The sequence below is a fragment of the Acidisoma sp. S159 genome, from assembly GCF_009766125.1.
GTDB lineage: Bacteria > Pseudomonadota > Alphaproteobacteria > Acetobacterales > Acetobacteraceae > Acidisoma.
This window is the reverse complement of sequence record NZ_LMUG01000017.1, coordinates 49350-68828: the sequence shown is the minus strand read 5'-3', so window position 1 is coordinate 68828 and position 19479 is coordinate 49350. Positions and strand designations below refer to the sequence as shown.

General features: G+C 58.3%; 11 protein-coding genes and 4 pseudogenes. 6 read left to right on the top strand and 9 right to left on the bottom strand.

What is annotated here, in order from left to right; all coding sequences use genetic code 11:
- The 7 genes and pseudogenes from GSQ92_RS07125 to GSQ92_RS07095 form a co-directional block, all read right to left on the bottom strand.
- Positions 1 to 600: hypothetical protein (locus GSQ92_RS07125; protein ID WP_216856766.1), on the bottom strand; the 600-nt coding region annotated here is incomplete at its 3' end.
- 763 nt (positions 601 to 1363) lie between these two features.
- Entirely contained in the window at positions 1364 to 4501 is a 3138-nt protein-coding gene (locus GSQ92_RS07120; RefSeq protein ID WP_159013248.1) for an efflux RND transporter permease subunit, read from the bottom strand.
- Positions 4502 to 4538: 37 nt separating this feature from the next.
- Positions 4539 to 5711 carry an efflux RND transporter periplasmic adaptor subunit gene (locus tag GSQ92_RS07115; protein WP_158801605.1) on the bottom strand — a complete coding sequence of 391 codons (1173 nt, stop codon included), beginning with the start codon at positions 5709 to 5711 and terminating at the stop codon, positions 4539 to 4541.
- A gap of 745 nt (positions 5712 to 6456) precedes the next feature.
- Positions 6457 to 7482 carry a hypothetical protein gene (locus tag GSQ92_RS07110; protein ID WP_216849918.1) on the bottom strand — a complete coding sequence of 342 codons (1026 nt, stop codon included), beginning with the start codon at positions 7480 to 7482 and terminating at the stop codon, positions 6457 to 6459.
- Between the two features lie 1164 nt (positions 7483 to 8646).
- Positions 8647 to 9755: pseudogene (locus GSQ92_RS07105) on the bottom strand (IS110 family transposase).
- 105 nt (positions 9756 to 9860) lie between these two features.
- The gene (locus GSQ92_RS07100) at positions 9861 to 12341 is read right to left on the bottom strand and encodes a PAS domain S-box protein (RefSeq protein ID WP_159013247.1); all 2481 of its coding nucleotides are present in this window, start codon (positions 12339 to 12341) and stop codon (positions 9861 to 9863) included.
- Between the two features lies 1 nt (position 12342).
- Complete coding sequence (locus tag GSQ92_RS07095; protein ID WP_158801609.1) at positions 12343 to 12975, bottom strand: MEDS domain-containing protein; 633 nt, start codon at positions 12973 to 12975, stop codon at positions 12343 to 12345.
- A 697-nt stretch (positions 12976 to 13672) separates the two neighbouring features.
- Here GSQ92_RS07095 and GSQ92_RS07090 point away from each other — a divergent pair.
- The 5 genes and pseudogenes from GSQ92_RS07090 to GSQ92_RS30820 all read left to right on the top strand — a co-directional run.
- Positions 13673 to 14044, top strand: coding sequence for a response regulator transcription factor (locus GSQ92_RS07090; RefSeq protein ID WP_216849920.1), 372 nt, complete (start codon positions 13673 to 13675; stop codon positions 14042 to 14044).
- Positions 14045 to 14124: 80 nt separating this feature from the next.
- Positions 14125 to 14742 carry a response regulator transcription factor gene (locus tag GSQ92_RS07085; protein WP_216849921.1) on the top strand — a complete coding sequence of 206 codons (618 nt, stop codon included), beginning with the start codon at positions 14125 to 14127 and terminating at the stop codon, positions 14740 to 14742.
- A gap of 358 nt (positions 14743 to 15100) precedes the next feature.
- Positions 15101 to 16123 (top strand): helix-turn-helix domain-containing protein, encoded by a 1023-nt coding sequence (locus GSQ92_RS31625; protein ID WP_371418542.1) that lies wholly within the window; start codon positions 15101 to 15103, stop codon positions 16121 to 16123.
- Positions 16124 to 16609: 486 nt separating this feature from the next.
- A pseudogene (locus GSQ92_RS30825) lies at positions 16610 to 17257 on the top strand (IS5 family transposase); the annotation flags it as partial.
- A 10-nt stretch (positions 17258 to 17267) separates the two neighbouring features.
- Positions 17268 to 17765, top strand: a pseudogene (locus GSQ92_RS30820) (transposase); the annotation flags it as partial.
- Positions 17766 to 17806: 41 nt separating this feature from the next.
- Here GSQ92_RS30820 and GSQ92_RS07055 read toward each other — a convergent pair.
- Positions 17807 to 17977 carry a hypothetical protein gene (locus tag GSQ92_RS07055; RefSeq protein ID WP_159013246.1) on the bottom strand — a complete coding sequence of 57 codons (171 nt, stop codon included), beginning with the start codon at positions 17975 to 17977 and terminating at the stop codon, positions 17807 to 17809.
- 105 nt (positions 17978 to 18082) lie between these two features.
- Positions 18083 to 18314, bottom strand: a pseudogene (locus tag GSQ92_RS07050) (transposase); the annotation flags it as partial.
- Positions 18315 to 19082: 768 nt separating this feature from the next.
- On the opposite strand from GSQ92_RS07050, the gene GSQ92_RS07045 reads away from it, so the two are divergent.
- The gene (locus GSQ92_RS07045) at positions 19083 to 19295 is read left to right on the top strand and encodes a hypothetical protein (protein WP_158801616.1); all 213 of its coding nucleotides are present in this window, start codon (positions 19083 to 19085) and stop codon (positions 19293 to 19295) included.
- The last annotated feature ends 184 nt before the right edge of the window (positions 19296 to 19479 follow it).

Below are 19479 nucleotides of genomic sequence, written 5' to 3'. Positions count from 1 at the left end.
CGCATCGACAATCAACGTCGCGCCCGCCAGGACCGTTCCGCCAGAAACCGGCGTTCCGTCAGGCAGCAGGTTGTCTGGACCTATCGTCACAACTGCCCCAGACTGGAGCGCGGGTGAGAGCGGAGCCGAGGCCGAGTCGCCATTAAAAGGCGTGGTGTCCTCATTGTAACCGCTAACAGGCGCCGCGTCGTTCTGCGGCCCGTATGTGACGGAAGTTCTGGCGTCGTTTGCCGCGTTGCTTATTTGTATATACTCGCCTCCGGTTAAAAAGCCGCCTCCGATGACCCCGTTGAGGGCTACGAGGTAGTAATTCGGACTCGTCTCAAATACTACACCTGTCAGGGTTACCTCTTCGCCCGACAAGCCCGTATAGGTGATCGTAATTGTCGAGCCACCGACAACAGTGCCTTGGATAAAGACGGTGTTCGATGCAGGGGCCTCGGGAAATACGGACCATTGCGATGAGGCTGGCGTTGATACAACGTCGACTTCCCCAGTTTCGTCTTCTATCGCTGCGGTGTCAACGAAAGGCGTTGTGACCGTGGTGATCTGTGAAGTGGATATGGCAAACGGCGCGGTGGGGTAAGTATAGCCAGACATTTTGTAATTCCTTGTGCGATATTAGAGATTGAGTTGAAAGTAGCGTGCCCCAGGATTGGGAAGACATCTGATCTGCAGACCGCCTACGCGGATTCCAAGATCAAGCGATCTATGCGGCGCCAACTGGACACCAAGTTACTCAATGGTTTAGTTCACCATAAAGGTCGGCCACCAATTCCATGTTCATTTAAACTCTGTACGTCTGGATCTGATTCGCACCGAAAACCGGATCGAAATAGTAAAGACCGAACGGTTGGCGCTGTAAAAAAAGCTGCTGGCTAATTTGATTCGGTGCTAAGTCGATACAATAAGCGTCGGCATTCACCTGTGTGCGGAAATGGCGAAATGGTTTGAGGGGTTATTGCCATTCTACCGACCAGAGAGCGAGTTCCAGCGGGCGGCGGCACGCTCGGCTTGGGACAGTGCTCTCGGTCGGCTCCGGCGCTGTGCCGAGCTTGTCCCAGAGCCCGAGGTCCGCGTCTGCTGCAGGACGCTATCTTCCAGCGCGCGTGAGGGCGTTAGCTCTCGGAACCTGAAAGACAGCCCGCAGAGGCCACGGCGATGATGCAACTCCACGCGCTTAGGTGGGGAGCCAGACAATTATCGAGGGAGTTGGCTGCGCGCAAAAACAATGCCGCGTTACTTTGCTGGCGGCGTTGTCCTGTTCCATAAGCCCGAGCGGGGATCGGCATTTGACGGGCAGGCGATTGCGACGTCGCCAGGGCAGCAACTGCAGATCGACCCCGGGGCAAGTGTTCCCCACCTACTCTGCCGCGGCCGGCTGCCCCGACATTTTGTTGGCAAGACGCGGCATGCGCTTCTTCCGCGCCGGTGTCAGCACCTGCTGTAGCCGGTCGAGATAAAGATAGATCACTGGTGTCGTATAGAGCGTCAGCACCTGGCTGAGCAGAAGCCCGCCGACCATGGCGACGCCGAGCGGCTTGCGCAGTTCGGAACCGGCGCCGCTCTCCAGCATCAGCGGAAGCCCACTGAAGAGCGCTGCCATGGTCGTCATCAGAATAGGCCGGAAGCGCAGGAGGCAGGCCTGGCGAATGGCGTCGTGGGATGATAGGCCGTCGCGCCTCTCGGCCGTGATGGCGAAATCAACCATCATGATTCCGTTCTTCTTGACGATCCCGATGAGGAGGATGATGCCGATCAGCGCGATGACGGTGAGCTGGTAGTGGGAGATCATCAGCATCAGCAGAGCACCGACACCGGCGGATGGGAGTGTCGAGAGAATAGTCAGAGGGAGGATGTAGCTCTCGTATAATATGCCGAGGATGATATAGACGGCGATCAGCGCCGCAGCCACCAGGATCGGCTCGGAGCCGAGCGAGGCCTGGAACGCCTGGGCGGTCCCCTGGAAGCTTCCCTGCACGGTGGCCGGAACCCCCATCGAGGCTTCCATGCTCTGCACCTGCGTGACCGCCGCTCCCAGCGAGGCGTTCCCCTTCAGATTGAAGGAGACGGTAACTGCGGGGAACTGGCTCTGGTGATTGATCGCCAGAGGTTGCACCGGAACCGATGTCTCATGTACGAGCGTTGATAGAGGAACGGCGCCCCCGGAGGATGACTTCACGTAAAGCTTTTCGAGCGTAGCCAGTTTGCCGTATTCATCGGGTGTCGCTTCGAGAACCACGTAGTAAGCTTTGTTCCCGGTAAAGTACTGCGCGACCTCCCGCTGCCCGAAGGCGTCGTACAGGATGTTGTCGATGGTGGCCGGCAGAATGCCGAAACGCGATGCTTGGTCGCGACTGTAGGTCAAGGTCTCGGTCGTTCCCGAATTCTCCTGATCCGACGTCACGTCGGCCAAAATCGGAAGCCGTCGCATCCGTGCCAGAATTTTGGGCGCCCAGCTATTCAGTTCCCCCTGGTTCGTATCTTCCAGCGTGTACTGGTAAAGTGTCCGCCCTAAACGCGCCCCCACGCTGACATCCTGAGCCGGCTGCATGAAAAGCCGAATACCGGCGAGGCTACCCATCTTCTGATCGAGACGCTCGATCACCTTCGTGGCGTCCTCCCCGGGACGCTGATTCCATGGCTTGAGCGTGATATACATCCGCCCGTTATTCGCCGTCTGGCCACCTGCTCCTGCGCCAACGGACGAAACGACTGAGGCTACGGCGGGATCGTGCAGCACCAGCTGATCGACCTGCTGTTGGCGAGCTGCCATCTGTGTGTAGGAGGCGTCCTGCGCCACCTCCGTGATGCCGATGATGATGCCGGTGTCCTGTGTCGGGAAGAACCCCTTCGGGATAAAGACATATAGCGCGCACGTCAGACTGACCGTCGCCAGAAAGACTATGAGCGTCATCAGTCGGAACCGCAGCGCGACGTCGAGCGTCTTCGCGTAGAATCCGACCATGCCATCGAACACCCGCTCGACCGCGTTGTAGAAGCGCCCATGCTGATGCGCTTCGGCAGTGAGGAACCGCGCGGCCATCATCGGCGTCAGCGTCAAAGAGATCATCGCCGAGATAACGATTGTCATCGTCACGCAAATCGCAAACTCGCGGAACAGCCGGCCGACAATGCCGCCCATGAGCAGCAGCGGGATAAAGACGGCGATCAGAGAAACGCTAATCGAGACGATGGTGAAACCGATCTCGCCCGCACCCTGCAGCGCGGCATCGACAGGTTTCATCCCTCCTTCGATATGGCGGAAGATATTCTCCAGCATGACGATGGCGTCATCGACGACGAAGCCTACGGCGATCGTCAAACCCATCAGCGACAGGTTGTCGAGGCTGAACCCGCACAGATACATCGCACCCAGAGTGCCGGCCAGCGCCACCGGAATGGTCACGCTCGGAATGATTGTGGCCCAGACATTACGGAGGAACAGGAAGATCACCATCACGACGAGGCAGATTGCCAGCAAGAGCGTGAACTCGACATCCCGCACGGAGGCCCGGATGGTCAGCGTGCGGTCGGACACCACGTTGAGATGGATATCCGCTGGAAAATCCCGCTCCAGCGCGGACAACTGCGCCTTAATACCATTGGCAGTGGAAATGACGTTTGCATTCGGCTGCTTGAAGACCAGAAGAAGGACGGACTGCTTGCCGTTCGTCCAGGCTCCGAGCTCACGGTTCTGCGGTCCGGCGATCGCTCGTCCAATGTCTCTGATTCGGACAGGAGCGCCGCTACGATAGCCGATGATGACATTGTTATAGGGAGCGGCTCGCGTGAGTTGATCGTTTGCATAGATGGTGAAGGAACGGTCCGGGCCGTCGACACTTCCCTTCGGATCATCGACGGTCGCGCTCGTTAAAACGCTGCGAACATCTTCCAGGGTGAGGCCCATCTCGGCGAGTCGTGCGGGATCGACCTGGACCCGGATGGCGGGGGTCTGCTGACCACCCACCAGGACCTGGCCGACCCCGGGAAGCTGAGAGATCTGCTGTTCGACGACGTTCTCGGCGTAACTATCGACATCAGTGATCGGGGCCTGATCGGATTGCATCGCCAGGATCATGATGGGACTATCGGCCGGGTTGATTGCCCGGAAGGTCGGAGGGCTTGGCATGGCCGCCGGCAATGAACCCTCGGCCGCGTTGATCGCCTCCAGAACAAGAGTCTCAGCGTTCCCGAGATTGGTCGTTAGGCCAAACTGTAGCGTGATCTGCGTCGTGCCCAGCACGCTTGCCGAAGTCATCTGAGACAGACCCGGCAGCATTTGCCCGAATTCGGTCTCGAGCGGTGTCGCGACGGTCGATGCCATCGTCTCTGGACTCGCACCAGGATACTGCGCCGTGACCGTAAGCGTCGGAAATTCGACGTTCGGGAGCGGTGCTACCGGAAGCAGTGGATAGGCGGCGAGTCCAACGAGAAATACCGCCGCCGCGACGAGGGATGTGGCGATAGGCCGCTTGATGAAAGGCGCGGAGATGCTCATCGGCTATTGGCGTCCTACAGACGGAAGGTAGTACAACCTAGGAGGGATCTGCCACAGCGGGCTGGCCAGCCGAGAGCCGAGCCTGTTTCGGGGTGTTGGTAACTTTGACATGCATTCCGGGTGCCAGTCGTGACTGGCCTGCGAGCACAACGACTCCGTGGTCGGAAAGCCCTTTCGTGACGACCGACAGACCGCTGTCCACGTAGCCTACATCGATAGCAGTTTGTGCCACTGTCTGGTCGGGCTTCACCAGATAGACGAAGAGTCCATCCGGCCCATGCTGCACGCTCAGCGACGGTATCGTAACCGCCTTGTGTAGGGTATCGATCTGCACGCGCGTGTTCACAAATTGTCCAGGCCATAAGTGCCCGTCGGTGTTCGAGAACTCCGCCTTGAGCGAGATGGTTCCCGTACTCGTATCAATCACGTTGTTGGGCGTGAGTAGCGTGCCGCGGGCAAGAAGCGCCTTGCCTTGGCTATCATAGGCTTCGATCGCCACTGGCCCTTTTGCGCGGGCATTCTGAACCTGAAGCAGCTCATCCTCAGGCAAGGTCAAAACAGCGGCGATCGGTTGGTCCTGCGTGATTGACACAATGCCCGTGGAACTATCCGCCTGAACCAAATTCCCGACATCAAGCTGGTACAAGCTGACGCGACCGGCGAAGGGTGCGCGAATAACGCAATAGCCGAGATCGATCTGCGCTTTCTCGATATTGGCTTCATCGGCGGCAATGCTCGCGACTTCCTTGCTCACCGTCGCTTGTTGATCGTCCACCTGCTCAACCGGCGCATAGCTACGCGCGGCGAGGGCCTGGAAGCGGCGAAGGTCAAGCTGAGCGCTCTGGAGCTCTGCCTCGTCCTCGCTGCGCTGCGCGACAGCCGCGTCCAGCGACGCTTTGAAGGAGGCGGGATCAATCCGGGCGACGACATCCCCCTTGTTGACCTCCTGCCCCTCGCGTGCGGGAAGGTCGATCAGTAAGCCTGTGACCTGAGCCTTGATTTCAACCGAGTTGAAGGCCTGAACGGTCCCTAGACCGTCGAGGAAGATCGGCACATCCTTAATCCGCACAGGTGCACTCGTGATGGGCACAGGCGAAGGCACCAATTGCGTCGTTGCGTGGCCGCCTCCGTGGGCCTGCACCTCCTTCCATGCGACGACTAAGGCGATGCCAGCGAGCGGCGCCGCCATCAACAAGCGAGATTTCTTCACTTCAGATATCCACTACTCTGGTCCTGATGGGCAGATCATCAATTCTATATGGATGTGAACCATGCCGTGCCGCGCCATCGTTGCAATATTTCACAATGCGCTCTCCGATAGGTGCTGCGCCGGAAACCGAGCGAGTTTGGCCTTTGCAAGCTGCTACAACGGCACCGTAACTGAGCATTTTGTGGCGTGCGACAAATTGCAACACGCGACGTTGGAAAACCAGATGGCGCTGCTACAGCTTCCGCATCATGCAGACGCAGGGCAGGCAGCTATCCCTTAAAGGCCATCATATGCCTTTCGTGTGCGACGACGCGGAAATGATCGTGACCTTCACCGCCTCGTGCGCCTTGGAAATGACCACCCTTGCACCATGCGGGCTGTGGCGGACCACTCTCTCGAGAATCGTCGCCCGGATTTGTCTTCTAACGGCCCAATATGCGGCTGTGTTTGCGGCCACGGCGATTATCACCGCAACGCTGACGATCGGCTACTCTCGCGCTGCGGATCTAGGTGGCGTCGCGTCGAAGACGCCGCCAGCTGCCGGCCCAAGGAGAACAACCCGGACGGCACGGCTTCTGCGAGTGGTCTCTAAGCTTGCGCGGGCTGCTGGCCCCGAAGCCTGCGAACACCTGTGTCGCTGCAGGCATTCACATCAATGGTCACCCGATCCTCCTAAATGAAGCGCAAGCTTTGCAACCTCAGATTTCTTGGTCTGGACCGGGTGGGCAGCCTGCGGAAGGTTTAGCTAGATCAGCGCGGTATTGGGTTCCTTGCCGGACAAGATCCGACCGAACAGCTCCATGGTTGTGCTGGTGCATATGCCGCCATGGAGGCTCGCAACGCGCACATCGCGCCACAATCGGTTCATCGGATTGGCTGCCGTTGCAAAAGAACCGCCCGACGCTGCCGCCAACTTATCGACTGCTTCCCAGATGAGTTGACTCGCGTATCCCGCATCGCGCCAAATACGCACGCGCTGCTCGCGAGTCATTGCCGTGCTGCGGTCCGTGCTCGCTTCAAGTTCGTCGACCGACCGCCTGAGGATGAGTTCGGCCGCGTCAATCTTGGCGGATACTTCCCCGAGTTGCAGGTGGGTCACCGCCGCTTCGTCCTGCTTCTCGTACCAGGTGTAGGGGATGCCTCGGTTTGGTGCCTTTGCCAAAAAGAGTTCAAGGGCGGCTTTCGCCATACCCAAGGCGGGAAACACGAGGTTGGTTGCGAGAAAGGGAAGCAGCGGCATGCGGTACAATCTTCTTGGGAGATGGACGGAGGCGTAGTCTTCCCTGAGCACTTTGCTGAGCAGCGCAACCCGTTCGTTTGGGACAAACACATCCTTTGCGGTGACGCTGGTGCTTCCGCTGCCCCGTAAACCGATCGTATCCCAGTCATTTAGAAAAGTGATGTGCGACATGGGAACCAATGCGGATCCGCGGCCAACGAATTTCCCGGCCTCATCATTGATGGGAATACCAAGATTGTCCCACTGCGCGTGATGTGCCCCGCTGTTGAAACTCCATAGACCCTCCTCGATCACGATGCCCCCTTCAATAGACCTAGTCTTCACTTTGAGCGGGGCAAGCACGCTTGCCGTGAGTGGCATTCCGGTAACGGAGTATCTTGCATCCGTCACCTGCTTCGAGTAAAACGCCGTCGCTGTCCAGGTACCCGCCGAAAGCAAGGCGAGTGTCCAAGCGGCGGAACCACTCCCCCGCCCGACCTGAACCACCGCATCCATGTAGCTGCGCAGCGAAGTTTGGAGGCCGCCATACATTGTCGGAACCAGCATGTCGAAAAGACGAGCTTGCTGAAAGTCGGCAATTGTCGCGTCGGGTAGTCTAATCAGCCTATCCGTTTCCGCGCTCCGCGAACGCAACGTGGGAACCAGAGCGGCAGCGGCAGCGACAATATCTACAGAGACAACAGCTGGACCCAGAGTTGCAGCTACACTCATTGCGAGCGCTCCTGGTTAGAGTTAGGGGTGCTAAATATGGCGCCTCGTGCGATTGTAAGGCGCATCGACCATTAGCTTCTCCAGCGCAGGCTGGGACGGGTGGATCGGGGCACTGGCAAGCGATCATGAATCGTAGCGTTCGAAGCGTCGCACTCCCGTGAACCGGCATGATGCCAGTCAGCGGAGCGCACCGTATCGAGGCGCAGTTACGCATCAATGTCGATTGGCACCCATCGTGTTACGGATGTAGTCTGACCGCGTCGGCGCGTCGTTGGAGCAGGCGGGTGGTCCGGCCCTTCGTGGAAAATGTCCCAATTTTACTCCTCGGGGTCGCTCGGCACTACCGTGAATTGCACGAAATCGCGGAAAGCCTCTCCACTCGCCGGCGTCTCTTCAGCTTGCTTTGCTGAGCCCTATGACTCATCAGACGTTTTGAGGAATCGGCAAGAGTCGGCGTCGGGCAATTCCCTCGGTCATTTTCCCCGCGTCTCTTAGCCCATATTGCAACGCGGCGACGAAAAGCCACTGTCAACGGCCGGAGAGCGCTCTCCTCGCGCAACGCATGATGAGAATCCTTCTTCGAGTGCTGAAATTCGAGGTCATTGAATCGGCGAAGTCCGGCCTTCGGAAGCCGCGTGCACCCGCCAAGCTCAAAGCACTCTCATGTTCGCCCCTTCAAGCTGCAGGCACGGAAAATCTGTCGCTCGTTCCTGAGCCCTTCAGCACGGCCTCCGCTGGGCAAGGCAGGCGACACGATCATGAAACGACGGTTGATCATGCTCTGATACGCGGGTTGGTTACCGCCGGACCGGTGATGCGTCGCGGAGCTTCCTCTGTCTAGGATCCAGCGTCGGATGAGCTCCGGCTGGTAGTGCTTGCGAGGGTTCTCCTGGCCGTGACCGTGCCGCCTGCCTTGCTCAGCTTTGGATGCTTCCTGGGGTTATTCGATCTCCTTATCGGTCGTGCCAGGGCTTAAGCGACGGATTATGTGTTGGCAGCCTGGACCTGTTTAGCAATCGCCCAGACAAATCCTGCCAATTCGCGTGCGATGGCGGCGGTGACAACGGTCGGCGGTTTGCTCGCCCGCGCAAGCTTACGATATCGCTGGCACAGTCGCTCCTGCGCCTTCCAGGCCGTCTCGCGAATGGGCTTGGTCAATCCCTCCTGCCGGAGCAGCAGTTCCCGGCTGATCCGTGCCGGGAATCGATAACTCCAGGCGGCCTCGATCAACATCCGCCGCGCCGTATTATTTCCGGCCTTGGTGATGCCACCTTGGCGGCGTGTTTGTCCGCTAGAGTGTTCGGACGGAACCAGGCCAAGGTAGGCCATGAGTTGGCGCGGATTGTCGAAGCGGGTGATGTCGCCGAGTTCGGCAACCAAGGTCGCGGCTGCGACGAGCGCCAAACCGCGAAGCGCCTGCAGCGCGTTGACGACTGGCCGAAGTGACCAATCAGACAAAGCCGCTTTTATATGGACTTCCAAATGATCGCGACGGGCGGTCGCGGCCTCGACTGCGGCAATACAATCTTCCAAGACAATGTAATGTATGGCGTGTTCAAACGTCAGCCCTGCCAGCCATCGCCGGTGCATCAGCGTCCAAGCCGGTCGGTTGTAGTGGTGACCGTGGCGCAGAAGAAAGCCAGAGAGCTGTTGGCGTGCCTGACGCAGGGTACGCACCGCCGCCAGCCGTGCACGCACCAGATCGCGGACCGCTTCATGGGCCTGATCTGGAACCCAAACCGCCGTTAGTTCACCAGCACGGTGAAGCTTGGCCAAGTTGATCGCATCGCGCCGGTCGGTCTTGATCCGATCGCCCGGCTTGCGCGGGATCAACGACGGGGCGACCACAACGCATCCATGTCCAGCCTCGGTTAACTGCCGCTGTATGCCGTAGCCGCATGGCCCCCCTCGCAACAGAACCGCAGTTCGCGTCCACCACGGGCTAGCTTCGCGGCGAGTTTGGCCAGTGCAGAGAAGGTGTGGACGATGATACCATGCTCGCGCGCTTCTCCCCGCTTGCCGCCGTCTGCAAGCGCTACCGCGATCGTGTCCTTGTGAACATCCAGCCCAACGTAGGTGATAAGCTCTTCCACGACCCGTCTCCTATGCATGAGGCTCGGCGCCAAACCACTCGGCGCAACCCTCGAAAAGCCTGCATACTGCGAGACGGGTCACCCCTCCTCAGGCGAACATTTGGTCTAGACATCTAGCGCGCTGATGGGGGTCTCCTCAAGCCGGGATCGCATCGGGATTGTGAAACTGAACTTGGCGCCCGCACCCTCGTTGGGTTCCGCCCAGAGGCGACCGTGATGACTTTCGATGATTGATCGACTTACGGCAAGGCCGATGCCCATGCCTCCGTCCTTCATCGTATAGAACGGCTGGAAAAGTCGCTCTGCCACCTGCGGGTCGAAGCCCACACCCGCGTCTTGAACGGTTAGGCATGCATGATCGTCGTCTACCAGCGCAGTCCTGACGACCAGCCATCGGGGGCGATCATCGACTTCCTGCATAGCCTCGGCCGCGTTCAGGATAAGGTTTAGAATGACCTGCTGCAGCTGCACGCGGTCTCCCACGATAGGGGGAAGGTCATCGTCGAATTCCAGGCGCAGGACTGCGCGGCTTGTCTGAAGCTGGCTGCGCGAAAGCGTCAGCACCTCTCGTGCCGCTTCATTTAGATCGAGCTGCTCGCTTGCAGGTTTCTTCTTGCTAAATAATGAGCGCAGCCGGGCGACGACATCGGATGCGCGGTTTCCATCACGGATCGTGCGCCGCAGGGTTTCCCGTGCACCGACGAGATTGGGAGGATCGGCAGCCAGCATCCGCAGGCAAGTGTTGGCATTAGTGATGATACCCGCGAGCGGTTGATTGACCTCATGGGCAATCGACGCCGTCAGCGCCCCCATTGTCATTACGCGAGTGACATGTGCCAGCTCGGCCTGGGTGTTGCGCAACTCCTCCTGCGCCTGTTTCCAGTCGTGCATGTCCACGACCGTCCCGTGCCATTTCAAGATGCGGCCCTCCCGATCACGCAACGGCAAGGCGCTTATCACACACCAGCGGTGGCTGTGATCGGCGGCACGAAGTATACGGACCTCAGCACGATAAGGTGCGCCGGATGATACACACGACATCCAGGCCTGTGTCATCTGGTCTACATCATCTGGATGGAGCAACCGGCCCCAACCGGCCCCCATAATTGTTTCAACGGGCAAGCCGGTATAGTCAAGCATGCGAGCGTTACAGTAATCGAGATTGCCGTCTGGCGTCGCGCTCCAAAGCATTTCCGGGATGGTCTCGGTCATTTCGCGGAGCTTGAATTCGCTCTCTCGAAGTTTGCCTTCCGCGAACTTAGACTCCGTGATGTCACGAATGAAAGCGCTGAATACCCAGTCGTGACCAAGCCGCATGGGCACGACTTGGAGTTCGGCGGGAAACTCGGCTCCATCACGGCGGATCGCCGAAACCTCGATCCTCCGCCGCAAGATTGGCCCTTCGCCCGTGAGCAAGAACTTCCGCAGGCCAGTTTCATGAGCCGACCGATACCGCGCCGGCATGACCACCTCGGACATACGCTGGCCAATAACTTCGCTGGCGCTATACCCGAACATGAGCGCGGCTTGCCCGTTCCAGCTCGTTATCATTCCTCCCGCATTCATGGTGATCACCGCATCCAAGGCAGTGTCGATGATTAAACTTGTTCTTTCCTCGGCTCGCTGAAGATCTTCCTGCGACTGCTTGAGCTCTTCAATATCGGTCGATGTACCGACAAATCTCTGGACATTTCTATCAGCGCCATACCACGCTACGGCGCGATTAAGATGCCAGCGGTAGGCTCCGTCCCGAGCCCGACGAAAGCGGACTTCGAAGGTAAAATCGCGCCCCGAACCTACCCCCTTCCAGAAGGCTCGCGATGCAATATCCCGATCGTCGGGGTGTAAGGCAGTCATCCAGGCCTCAGGCTGAGATTGAACGTAGGCACTCGACTGCCCGGTGTATTCCAGCCAGCTCTGATTGACGAAGTCCGGTGTGCCATCAGGCGCGAAGGTCCATGCCGCGACCGGAAGATGTTGCAGCAAACCGACCTGGAGCCGCAGTTCTTCATTTGCGGACGCGAGCTGGCTGGTCCGCTGCGCCACTCGTCGATCGAGTTCTTCGGCTACCTGCTTACGCTCCGTCAACCGCCGCGCTCCGTCCAGTCCTATCGCCGCCTGGTTTGAGGCCGATCGTAACACGACAGTTTCATGATCCCGCGGAAAATCCGGACGCGCAGAGCCGGTCACCAGCATACCGAACTCGCCATGGAGCCCCAGTTGCAAGGGCACGGCTACAATGGCGTCATCCGCGAAGACTCTGCATGACCCTGCGGTCCAGCTTCGTGGCTCGTCTCCCAAACAACGACGGAGGATTTCGCCCAGTTCCTGCGGTGAAGGTTGTGGGCGGGTTCCCGCCCTCATTCTAGCCAGCTCGACATGAGCTTCAGCCGATACATCAGTCATTCTGATGTAAGCGAAATCCAACTGAAGCATGCCATAAAGCGAGTCAATAAGAATTTTGGCGATTTGTCTCGGCTCGCAACCCGCCCAAACGGCCGGAAGTGCGAGTACGCCGACCAGATCACTGATGCAATTCTGAAGGCGCCTGGTCTCTGCCGCAGCCCGCTGCAGAGAATCGTCCATTTTACGCCCCGGATCGACGGCCGCGGAATTCACGCAGAAACTCCTGCGGCGGCAAATAGAATGGGTTTTCTTGCAGAATGCCTCCGATCAGGACCATCGGGTGCGTCCGCATAACATCGATCACCGTGTCGCCGCCGAATTTCGACAAATGATATGTGCAGATGACCGCATCGTCGTGTTGACACCACACATCGTTGACGCGCGATTCGAATTCGATCAGGTCGTCAATATACGACCGATCTTCCGCGGCCCAATCCATGCGGCAGACAATCCGACTCAGGCCGTTCGGTGAATCGGCGCTTCCCTTGGCCAGTTGCTCGAAAGTTTGTAGCATCTGGTTCTGATCGAAATGCCCGTCGCGCAGGTAGGTCTCAACATTGGTTCTGAGCTCGAATTGACCACGTCGTTCGGCCGCCGCTGCGTCGATGCCCGCCGTGGTCAGACGCAACAAATGGTCGTCGCGCTGGCCCGGATTGACGACATGAACTGCCCTATCGCCGAGTTCAAACCCCTCCTTTATAAAAGGGAGCAGAACGTCGTATTCTTCCTCGTTGCTATTGAAGAAGGCGCAGACATGTCGCGCCCTATCAAGCTTCGATCCGGCAAACCGGATTTCTGGCGCAGCGTGCTTCAATGAGCGCTCCCTCTACCGGAATTTGCCGTCGCGCAAGTTGCGTCTAGGTGAATAGCCTATTTTTTGAGCAGCCGTACATAGTGCTTTGAACTCTCCCGGGCGACGGTGTCAACCCTTCATGCCCCGTTACCCTTCGTCAATCGCCGCGATTTCTCGACCAGGCCGTCCTTAATCCCGCCGGCATGGGAATCACTCTATGTTCAATATGTTAGGGCAGGCTCCTGTGCGTGGACTTGAGCCGGAGTGATTTGCGCAAGACGGTCCATCGCTTCCAAAGGTCCTAGCGGGATCCTCACCCAGCGCGCCTGATTCGAAGCAATTTAGAAGCCGCCCTCTGCGAAAGACTTGGGCTTCACAGGCCCGGCGAGGCGACAAAACTTCAAAACCAACACCTAGGTATAATGCCCGTGCAAGCCCCATCTGGGGCATTGTCGAACAGCAAGAGGAGTTTGGACCGGAGGCGCAAACCGTCTCCTCCGGGAACCGTCGCGATTTGATTGAACACGCTTTGGCAGAGATGGCTCCCGATACCCAAGACCGGAATGCTTATGGCTCGAATTCTCGTACACCGCGGAAGCCTCGACGCTTTGACTGACACCTTGAGGCTGCTTTTTCGTTCCCGAATTGTGTATGGGAGGATCGCGTGCACGTCGTTCGCTCCAGCCCAATCTCATTGCACTGGCGGAGTGGAATAACGTTGCCGAAACGGCCTTATGTTGCGGTGGTCGATGACGACGAGTCCGTAAGGGAGTCTCTGCCGGACCTCCTGCGGGAACTCGGCTACGATGCCCAAGCGTTCTCTTCCGCCGAGTCATTCCTGACGTCGGACCGGCTAAGGCAAGCCGCGTGTTTGGTTCTTGATTATGCAATGCCGGGGATGTCCGGCTTCGATCTCCAGAGCGAGCTGATCCAGCGAAAGCGGAATGTGCCGATCGTGTTTATTACGGCACACGGTGAAGAGGTAATCCGTCTGACGGTCCGCGAACGCGGCGCCGTCGCGTGCCTCCTCAAGCCGTTTAGCGATACCGCGCTGCTGACGGCTCTGGAAACAGCGCTGAAGCCAAAATAGTTCAATCTCCTTGCGTGCAAAGATTAGCGAGGAGTATGGGTGAACTTGTCGTGACAGAAAATAAGACGGATCATTTGTCAATGCGAAGCGCCGACTCGGTCGTTTACATTGTTGACGACGATATCTCGGTGCGGGAATCGCTGGAAGGCCTAATCCTCGAAGCAGGCTGGCAGCCATCCGCATTCGCTTCCGCATCCGATTTCCTTGCTTCGCCGCCTGCCGCGTCTCCCAACTGCCTTGTCCTTGATGTGTCTTTGCCGGATCTGAATGGTCTCGATCTTCAACAGATGATCGCTGGCGAGCGGGCGGACATGCCAATCATATTCATAACGGGATATGGCGATGTTCCAATGAGTGTGCGCGCGATGAAGGCAGGCGCTGTCGAGTTTCTGACAAAACCTTTCGGGGACGAGGCGCTTCTGTCCGCAATCCGCGGCGCTCTGGAGCGCAGCGCCAACCGGCAGGAGACGGCGGCGGATATGCAGTCCTCGCGGTGTCGCTACGACCTCCTCAGCCGCCGCGAGCGCGAGGTCATGGCGTTGGTCGTTTCCGGGCTCATGAACAAACAAGTCGCTGGCAAACTTGGCATAAGCGAAATTACGGTCAAGGCGCATCGCGGTCGTCTCATGCGGAAGATGGAGGCCGCTTCTCTCGCTGATCTGGTCAAGCTCGCGGCCAAACTTGAAGTACCTGGGTGACTGCAGTGCGACTATCCGCGAGACAAACTCAGCGATAGTTCTGCGCAAACTGTTCGATGGCGAAAAACGCTTAGACCGCTACACTTCTTCTAAGCTAACCCCCATCTCTGCGCCGGCCGTTGCGTTCCGCCACTAGTGGCACTTCAAGGACATCTGCTTGAGCCGCAGTATTCTACACTCCGTTCCTGCTCGACGAATGATATTCCACGTCTCGATGCAAAATCTCGAACATCTGCGCCAACCATCGACGTCGTCAATCTCACGTAGACCATAGTCTCATTGACCTCATCTATCGCAAAGCCTTTCATTCACGGGCCGGTTAAGAGGCTTGGCATACACGATAGACGATCTGGGAAATATGATTATGTGCGGCGGGTATGTTGGTGACGCTGGCGGCAGTTCTGCAATGAGAACCGCTTGTGAATCTCGATACAAAACCGGCCTAAGCATCGCCGCGCCAAAACCAGTCTCCGGCCGCAATGCTTACTACGGTGCTGCGGTTACCCGCCGCTTTGGCATCTCCGAGCCTCCTCCCACGATTGTTCGAGAGATTCGCAACTCTATCTTCGCCGTCACTAGAATTGATTGTAAGTTACCTCGTTGCGACGTTACCGCACCGACACCGACCGAGAACGCATATTCACTTACTGTCAGGCTGCGCGACGTGACGCAGTCGCGGGCGTGGATCGGCGGGCGGCTTCAACCTGACGAGGAACGTCCAAAGAACAGTTCAGCCTTCTATGACTTAACAGACGAGATCAGGTTTGCCATTTGCGAGCCGATAGATAGCTTAAATTTCTACATTCACAGAGATACTCTGAACGAGGTCAGTCGTGAGACCGACAAAAGGTCGATCGACCGTTTAATGGTCAGTTTCGGGTCTACGGTATCCGATCCTACGATCGCCGGCCTAGCTGCAAGCTTACTGCCAGCTATGGAGCGCCAACATGAAGTTAACGAGCTATTTGTCGATCACATCGCTTACGGTTTGCTCGCTCATCTAACGGGCCAATACGGCGCTACAGTCGCTGGCAAAATCGCCACGTCCGGCGGTCTGGCGCCCTGGCAGCTACGAAGGGCGAAGGAGCTCATCAGAGGAAATTTAAATGGCGCGATGCGGTATTCGGAAGTCGCCGCCGAATGCAGGCTGTCCCCAGGCCACTTTAGCCGCGCCTTCGCACGTAGCACAGGATTGCCGCCACATCGTTGGCTAATGAGCCTAAGGGTCGATTTAGCGAAAGAATTACTTCTGCAGACTGGGATGCAAATCGCCGAAATTGCCTTGAATTGCGGCTTCGCTGACCAAGCGCATTTTACTCGAGTATTCTCTTCGTCGGTGGGATCGACTCCAGGTCGCTGGCGCCGGGAGTGCCGAGGTTGAACGACGCGGCGCCCCGAGAGTGTCTGCGGGCACTGGCCATGGAGCGGCGCCGGTTCGGCTATCGGCGACTGCACATCTTCCATGTCACCGATTGTCGCTCGCATCATGCGCCCGCGCCATCGCCTAAACCTAGAGCAGGCGACGCCGCGGTGTTCTCGTGCTGCCTGGTCCGGCTATTCGGGCATCCCGGCGAGACGTAGTCATACATCTACATCCGATTGAAGCAGGTGCATTGCCGTCGTGTGTCAAACCGGATGGGGAGTGGCCGCGCGATCAAGGAGCCCGGGGTCCCTGCGACCGGCAATCGCGACCGCGAAGCTCAAACGCCTGCGAATTCATCTGTCAGCGATGGACGATCCAGCTCGAGCGCTTCAAAACCAGCCCGCACCATCACAATGCGGGACTAAACAATTAGGTCTCGAACTCATAAACGGAATTCCGCTGGCAAGGAAGTCTGATTCAAGCTGCTTGTAGTAGGGAGCGAACATGACCCCGCGCCGATATGAGCTGACGGACTTTGAGTGGTCGATCTTGAACCACTGCTTCCGAATAAGCCTCGTGGCGTACGACGCGCCGATGACCGCCGTGTCTTGAATGCCATCTATTGGCGGCTGCGCACGGGTTCACCGTGGGCAGATATCCCAGAGCGGTATGGTCCTCCCACGACCTGCTACAACCGCTTCGTCCGCTGGCGGAAGGTGGGTGTTTGGGACAAGGTCTTCGAGGCTGTCTCGCGAGCCTTTGACGGTGATCTTCAAATGATCGATTCTTCCTCGATCCGGGTCCATCAGCATGCGGCGAACGTCAAAAAGGGGGCCCGCCGGAAACCGACGAAGGTCACGACACTCCATCCCGATGCATGGGGCGCTCGCGCGGCGGACTGACGACAAAGATCCACGCTCTCGTCGATGCCAACGGCAATGCCATTGCCCTCAAGCTGACCGAAGGCCAAGCCCATGACGGCACGAGCGCGCGTGACATGCTGGACACCATCGGCGCGGGTCAAATCCTTCTGGCTGATCGGGCCTACGACAGTGACGCTCTTCGGGGACTTTGACGGACCGTGGCGCCTGGGCCAACGTCAAGCCTATGCAACGAAGGTTCAACATTCCCGCCTTCAGTCCGTTCCCTTATCACTGCCGCAACCCGCGAACTCGATCGCCTGCAACTACTGCTCGCGCAGATCAAAATGGTGGAGGTCGAGCGGGATACCTTGCTTGACGCTGAACGCGCCGCTACGCCGGCGGCGATGGTGTGCTCGACATCAAGGGCATCGGGTCTGAATTCGCCGCTGTCCTGTGGTTGGAGGGGCCGTTCCGACATTTCGACAACCGGTGACAAGTTGCGGCTTATGCGGGCCTGGCTCCAACGCCTTGGCAGAGCGGATCGATCGATCGGGAACGGGGCGTATCGAAGGCCGGCAATCCCAGACTACGAACAACATTGCTCCAGCTCGCCTGGCTCTGGCTTCGTCATCAGCCAGAGTCAGCGCTCAGCCACTGGTTCAAGGAACGGGTCACGCGCAGCGGCGGCCATCTTAAGAAAACAACGATTGGCAATGGCGCGAAAGCTGCTGGTCGCACTTTGGAAATATGTGACCGCTGGTGTCGTAATCGATAGGGTTGTGATGAAGACCGCCTGACGATAGGCGTGAACCAAATTTCGCAATCTTTTAGAACCTGATCAGTCCTGGCGGATCCAACTGGACGAACCGATGAACATATGGCTTGAACAGCCGATAAGTAGAATGGTCTCGTTCTCTCGAGCCTTGCCCGCCGCAAGCGAGATATTGGTGTAGCCGTTGGAGCGGCGACCGGATGTGAGCTTGATCGTGCTCGGAACGGGCAGCGTCATATCGAATGCGCTCAGAACTTAGGTGCCGATTTGAAACACCATAGGAGACTGACCAATGTCGCCTTGGTAAGACTTCTTGACCGGAAACTCCTCATGTGAGTGATCCACCGTGCTGCGCGGCGGCGGGTCCTTCGGAATCGCGCGCCACTGACAGCCAGTGCTCAGCACATACATCAGGCCGTTCGTCACATCGCGCACATTCACAATCCGCTTGTTGCCCGCCACGCTTGGCCCGCGGGATCTCCGTCTTGCCCAGAGCCCATTCCTCATCTGTTAGGTCGCTCGGGTAGCGCAGTTTGCTCCAGTTATAGCGAGCGCGGTTCTCGACAATCCACATCGGGGGGCTCCAGCGAATCGGGGCAGCCGCTATCGAATCATAATCGTCTCTCAAGACTCAAGATGATCTTGGACCGAAACTTAGTGAATTCATCGCATTAGCCGTTCAGGCCGCATCCGCCATACGATAACAACCATCAGGTTCGACCAACTCAACGACTATATCGATCTAGTGAGGACGGGTGCGGTAATCAGTATGAAGTTTTGATAAACCTGGTCCGCCGGGCTGGAGCATCCAACCTCAAATGCCCGGCGAGCACAGAGGGCCTTCGGACATTGTTCCGACCGGATTTTCGTCGTGCTCGCAAGTATTGTAACTCGCGGCCGGTCGAGGGCATGCCCGCCTATGAAATTCTTACCTCTTTTACCTGCCGTCCATCCGCGCACTAATGGGGCGCAGCGGCGGAGTGCTCGATGAACGCGGCGACCTGGCTCGGATGGGATAAGATACCGGCATGGCTGCTGACTATCTCGACCGTATGCGCGTGTGCGCGCGTAGCCATTTCGCGCTGCTGGGGCGTGGGCGCCCGCATCGGGTGCGTACGCGGCAATGTAGCTTGCGGGCGTTTTTTCCAGCGCTGAGGGACGTGTTCCGGTGTCGGCGATTGCCGTGTGACGGCTCTCGTCGCCGTCGAGCGCGGGCTTCAGGCCGAGCAAGCCCCCAAATGAACGTCGGCCAGGGGACGTGCAAATAGGCGAGCAAGTCTCGAAGGTGCTGACCTTCCCGCCCAGCACGAGGTGTCTAGTTTTTGCTCGCGGACGCGTCTCTGTGACGCTATGCCCGTTTGGGCCGGTTTTCGCCACTGTGCCGGTTGAGGTCGCACCGTTGAACCCGGTGATGGCTCGGCTATCGGTTATCGTCCAATTGGTTACCCTTCGGTTGAACGAGCTCGTCGCTGTCGCGCCATTCGGGCGGGTCGCGGTGATCGTTCGTCCGAAGTTGCCACCGCCATTGTCCGAGGGCGTGAACGTCCGGCTGTAGGTCCATGCCCGCAGAGCCGGTATAAAAGCAGCCACGCGCGTTGGCAGGCGTGATCGATGCGACAAAGGCTACGAGGATCGACAAGCTCACTCCCAGCGTACGGTTGCTGAAATAAGTCAGATCTAACTCCGCTTTAACGCGGTCGACCTTGACGAGCTCGCCCGGGAAATGGTCCGAACGGCCG

Bases quoted from the DNA above. Each gene is read 5' to 3' on its own strand.
- GSQ92_RS07110 (WP_216849918.1), bottom strand. From the start codon at position 7,482: ATGTATGGCGGCCTCCAAACTTCGCTGCGCAGCTACATGGATGCGGTG.
- GSQ92_RS07100 (WP_159013247.1), bottom strand. From the start codon at position 12,341: ATGGACGATTCTCTGCAGCGGGCTGCGGCAGAGACCAGGCGCCTTCAG.
- GSQ92_RS07085 (WP_216849921.1), top strand. From the start codon at position 14,125: ATGCGAAGCGCCGACTCGGTCGTTTACATTGTTGACGACGATATCTCG.
- GSQ92_RS07055 (WP_159013246.1), bottom strand. From the start codon at position 17,977: ATGACGCTGCCCGTTCCGAGCACGATCAAGCTCACATCCGGTCGCCGC.
- GSQ92_RS07120 (WP_159013248.1), bottom strand. From the start codon at position 4,501: ATGAGCATCTCCGCGCCTTTCATCAAGCGGCCTATCGCCACATCCCTC.
- GSQ92_RS31625 (WP_371418542.1), top strand. From the start codon at position 15,101: ATGATTATGTGCGGCGGGTATGTTGGTGACGCTGGCGGCAGTTCTGCA.